4 protein-coding genes and 4 tRNA genes are annotated in these 4,411 nt (G+C 47.5%); 7 read left to right on the forward strand and 1 reads right to left on the reverse strand.

Going from position 1 to position 4,411, the window contains the following annotated elements; all coding sequences use genetic code 11:
- Nucleotides 1–213: 213 nt before the first annotated feature.
- Nucleotides 214–1,242, forward strand: coding sequence for a UDP-N-acetylmuramate dehydrogenase (gene murB, locus A7Z29_RS22815; RefSeq protein WP_105290888.1), 1,029 nt, complete (start codon nt 214–216; stop codon nt 1,240–1,242).
- On the forward strand, nt 1,239–2,201 hold the full coding sequence (birA, locus tag A7Z29_RS22820; RefSeq protein WP_105290889.1) for a bifunctional biotin--[acetyl-CoA-carboxylase] ligase/biotin operon repressor BirA: 963 nt from the start codon (nt 1,239–1,241) through the stop codon (nt 2,199–2,201). Before murB ends, birA begins: the two co-directional genes overlap by 4 nt.
- A 31-nt stretch (nt 2,202–2,232) precedes the next feature.
- Here the strand turns inward: birA and coaA are convergent, their stop codons facing one another.
- Nucleotides 2,233–3,183: a type I pantothenate kinase gene (coaA, locus tag A7Z29_RS22825; RefSeq protein ID WP_000023078.1), complete on the reverse strand. Its 951-nt coding sequence runs from the start codon at nt 3,181–3,183 to the stop codon at nt 2,233–2,235.
- A gap of 361 nt (nt 3,184–3,544) precedes the next feature.
- On the opposite strand from coaA, the gene A7Z29_RS22835 reads away from it, so the two are divergent.
- From A7Z29_RS22835 to A7Z29_RS22855, 5 genes are all read left to right on the forward strand, one after another.
- Nucleotides 3,545–3,620: transfer RNA gene (locus A7Z29_RS22835), tRNA-Thr, on the forward strand.
- An 8-nt stretch (nt 3,621–3,628) separates the two neighbouring features.
- Nucleotides 3,629–3,713: transfer RNA gene (locus A7Z29_RS22840), tRNA-Tyr, on the forward strand.
- A gap of 116 nt (nt 3,714–3,829) precedes the next feature.
- Nucleotides 3,830–3,904 (forward strand) — tRNA-Gly (locus A7Z29_RS22845).
- Nucleotides 3,905–3,910: 6 nt separating this feature from the next.
- Nucleotides 3,911–3,986: transfer RNA gene (locus A7Z29_RS22850), tRNA-Thr, on the forward strand.
- Between the two features lie 114 nt (nt 3,987–4,100).
- Nucleotides 4,101–4,411: GTP-binding protein (locus tag A7Z29_RS22855; protein ID WP_000031691.1), on the forward strand; the 311-nt coding region annotated here is incomplete at its 3' end.

The raw sequence follows: 4,411 nt of genomic DNA on the forward strand, positions 1-4,411 counted from the left end.
CCGCCGGGAGCGGATTTGAACGTTGCGAAGCAACGGCCCGGAGGGTGGCGGGCAGGACGCCCGCCATAAACTGCCAGGCATCAGATAAAGCGAAAGGCCATCCGCAAGGATGGCCTTTTTGCGTTTCTACAAACTCTTCCTGTCATCATATCTACAAGCCATCCCCCCGCAGATACGGTAAACTAGCCTCGTTTTTGTATCAGGAAAGCAGCTATGAACCACTCCTTAAAACCCTGGAACACATTTGGCATTGATCATAATGCTCAGCACATTGTATGTGCCGAAGACGAACAACAACTACTCAATGCCTGGCAGCATGCAACCGCAGAAGGACAACCCGTTCTTATCCTGGGTGAAGGAAGTAATGTACTTTTTCTGGAAGACTATCGCGGCACGGTGATCATCAACCGGATCAAAGGTGTCGAAATTCATGATGAACCTGATGCGTGGTATTTACATGTAGGAGCCGGAGAAAACTGGCATCGCCTGGTAAAATACACTTTGCAGGAAGGTATGCCTGGTCTGGAAAATCTGGCATTAATTCCTGGTTGTGTCGGCTCATCACCTATCCAGAATATTGGTGCTTATGGCGTAGAATTACAGCGCGTTTGCGCTTATGTTGACTGCGTTGAGCTAACGACAGGCAAGCAAGTGCGCTTAACTGCCAAAGAGTGCCGTTTTGGCTATCGCGACAGTATTTTTAAGCATGAATATCAGGACTGCTTCGCCATTGTTGCTGTAGGTCTGCGTCTGCCAAAAGAGTGGCAACCTGTACTGACTTACGGTGACTTAACTCGTCTGGAGCCTTCGACAGTAACGCCACAGCAAGTATTTGATGCGGTGTGCCATATGCGAACTACAAAGCTGCCCGATCCAAAAGTGAACGGCAATGCTGGTAGTTTCTTCAAAAATCCTGTTGTATCTGTGGAAACGGCTAACGCGTTGTTGGCACAATTTCCAACGGCACCGAATTACCCTCAGGCGGATGGTTCAGTAAAACTGGCTGCTGGCTGGCTCATCGATCAGTGTCAGCTAAAAGGGACGCAAATGGGTGGGGCTGCGGTACACCGTCAACAGGCGTTAGTTCTCGTCAATGAAGGCAATGCAAAAAGCGAAGATGTCGTGCAACTGGCACATCATGTAAGACAGAAAGTTGGTGAAAAATTTAATGTCTGGCTTGAGCCCGAAGTTCGCTTTATTGGTGCATCAGGTGAAGTTAGCGCAGTGGAGACGATTTCATGAAGGATAATACCGTTCCACTGAAATTAATCACGCTGTTAGCGAATGGCGAATTTCACTCTGGCGAGCAGCTGGGTGAAACGTTAGGAATGAGCCGGGCGGCCATTAATAAACACATTCAAACACTGCGTGACTGGGGCGTTGATGTCTTTACCGTTCCGGGTAAAGGATACAGCCTGCCTGAGCCCATTCAGTTACTTAATGCTGAACAGATATTGAGTCAGCTGGATGGCGGTAGTGTAGCCGTGCTGCCAGTAATTGACTCCACTAATCAGTACCTTCTTGATCGTATCGAAGAGCTTAAATCTGGCGATGCCTGCGTCGCAGAATATCAGCAGGCAGGCCGTGGTCGCCGTGGTCGGAAATGGTTTTCGCCTTTTGGCGCAAACTTATATTTGTCGATGTTCTGGCGTCTGGAACAAGGCCCGGCTGCGGCAATTGGTTTAAGTCTGGTTATCGGTATCGTGATGGCGGAAGTATTACGCAAGCTGGGTGCAGATAAAGTTCGCGTTAAATGGCCTAATGACCTCTATCTACAGGATCGCAAGCTGGCAGGCATTCTTGTGGAGCTGACTGGCAAAACCGGCGATGCAGCGCAAATAGTCATTGGCGCCGGGATCAACATGGCAATGCGTCGTGTTGAAGAGAGTGTCGTTAACCAGGAATGGATCACATTGCAGGAAGCAGGGATCAATCTTGATCGTAATACGTTGGCGGCCATGCTAATACGTAAATTACGCGCGGCGCTGGAACTCTTCGAGCAAGAAGGATTGGCACCTTATCTTTCGCGTTGGGAAAAGCTGGATAATTTTATTAATCGCCCAGTGAAACTTATCATTGGTGATAAAGAAATATTTGGTATTTCACGCGGAATAGACAAACAGGGCGCTTTATTGCTTGAGCAGGACGGAATAATAAAACCCTGGATGGGTGGTGAAATATCCCTACGTAGCGCAGAATAATAAATAAGGGGAGCATTAGCTCCCCTTTAAATTATTTGCGTAATCTGACTTCTTCTACCGCATGATTAGCACTTTTCGTCAGGATTAAACTGGCTCGCTCGCGAGTAGGTAGAATATTTTGCTTTAAGTTCAGCCAGTTGATCTCTTTCCACAACGTCATGGCAGTCTTAATAGCTTCTTCTTTAGTTAATTTCGCGTAGTTATGGAAATAGGAATCCGGGTCTGTAAAAGCCCCTTCGCGGAATTTCAGAAAACGGTTGATATACCACGTCTGAAGTAAGTCTTCCGGTGCATCAACATATATCGAAAAATCGACGAAATCAGAAACAAATACATGATGTGGGTCGTGCGGATAATCCATCCCACTCTGTAGGACATTTAACCCTTCAAGGATTAAAATATCAGGCTGAACAACGGTTTTATCACCATTTGGGATTACATCATAAATAAGATGCGAGTAAACCGGTGCCGTAACGTTTGGTACACCCGATTTGAGATCGGAAACAAACTTCACCAGACGATGCATATCATACGATTCCGGGAAGCCTTTCTTTTTCATCAACCCGCGTTCTTTAAGCACTTTGTTGGGATGAAGAAAACCATCGGTAGTGATCAGTTCAACACGACGATGTTCCGGCCAACGGCTTAATAGTGCCTGTAATACACGGGCGGTTGTACTTTTCCCTACAGCTACACTGCCTGCGATGCTGATAATGTAAGGAATGCGTTGTCCGTTAGTGCCAAGAAACTGTTCCAGAACTGCCTGACGGCGCAGATTCGAGCTTATATAGAAGTTCAGCAAACGCGACAAAGGCAAATAGATCTCGGCAACTTCTTCTAACGAGAGATCTTCATTTATACCTTTGAGACGGGCGATCTCATCTTCCGATAACGTCATCGGTACGGAATCACGCAGAGCTGCCCACTGGTTGCGGTCAAACTGTAGGTAAGGCGTCATTAACGTTTGCTCTTTTATACTCATAAGCATGTTTCTGACGGTCATAGCTCTATCGGCAAAGCGATATTTGCCATGGCGCGTCACAGTTCTGTTGAATGGGTTAATGGGCAGGAGGGTAACACCAGATGGGGAGGAATAATAAGAAAAAATCGCTTCCGGGAAGCTATCGGTGAAAAGCAATGTGACAGATATTCCATCTGATAAAAAGAATGGTGTTTTAACTGGCGCATATTGTTAAGCAGAACAATGCTGAAAAAATGTGCTAATCTGCTCATTGTTCGACTGTTTCTTCACCGAGTTGTTTAAAATCTGACCAACAAAACAAATTATGCAATTTTTTAGTTGCATGAGCTCGCATGTCTCCATAGAATGCGCGCTACTTGATGCCGACTTAGCTCAGTAGGTAGAGCAACTGACTTGTAATCAGTAGGTCACCAGTTCGATTCCGGTAGTCGGCACCATCAAGTCCGGTGGGGTTCCCGAGCGGCCAAAGGGAGCAGACTGTAAATCTGCCGTCACAGACTTCGAAGGTTCGAATCCTTCCCCCACCACCAATTTCGGCCACGCGATGGCGTAGCCCGAGACGATAAGTTCGCTTACCGGCTCGAATAAAGAGAGCTTCTCTCGATATTCAGTGCAGAATGAAAATCAGGTAGCCGAGTTCCAGGATGCGGGCATCGTATAATGGCTATTACCTCAGCCTTCCAAGCTGATGATGCGGGTTCGATTCCCGCTGCCCGCTCCAAGATGTGCTGATATAGCTCAGTTGGTAGAGCGCACCCTTGGTAAGGGTGAGGTCGGCAGTTCGAATCTGCCTATCAGCACCACTTCTTTTCTCCTTCCTGTTTTTTCCTTCTGTTTATTGCATTCAACAAGTCGGGCATGTTGCCTGGTTGATGTGGTGATATCACCGATTTATCCGTGTCTTAGAGGGACAATCGATGTCTAAAGAAAAGTTTGAACGTACAAAACCGCACGTTAACGTCGGTACTATCGGCCACGTTGACCATGGTAAAACAACGCTGACCGCTGCAATCACTACCGTACTGGCTAAAACCTACGGCGGTGCTGCTCGCGCATTCGACCAGATCGATAACGCGCCAGAAGAAAAAGCTCGTGGTATCACCATCAACACTTCTCACGTTGAATACGACACCCCGACCCGTCACTACGCACACGTAGACTGCCCGGGGCACGCCGACTATGTTAAAAACATGATCACCGGTGCTGCGCAGATGGACGGCGCGATCCT

The organism is Escherichia sp. MOD1-EC6842 (assembly GCF_002965705.1).
GTDB classification, from domain to species: Bacteria; Pseudomonadota; Gammaproteobacteria; order Enterobacterales; family Enterobacteriaceae; genus Escherichia; species Escherichia ruysiae.

Coding starts and splice junctions, on each gene's coding strand:
- birA (WP_105290889.1), top strand. CDS start 1,239: ATGAAGGATAATACCGTTCCACTGAAATTAATCACGCTGTTAGCGAAT.
- murB (WP_105290888.1), top strand. CDS start 214: ATGAACCACTCCTTAAAACCCTGGAACACATTTGGCATTGATCATAAT.
- coaA (WP_000023078.1), bottom strand. CDS start 3,183: ATGAGTATAAAAGAGCAAACGTTAATGACGCCTTACCTACAGTTTGAC.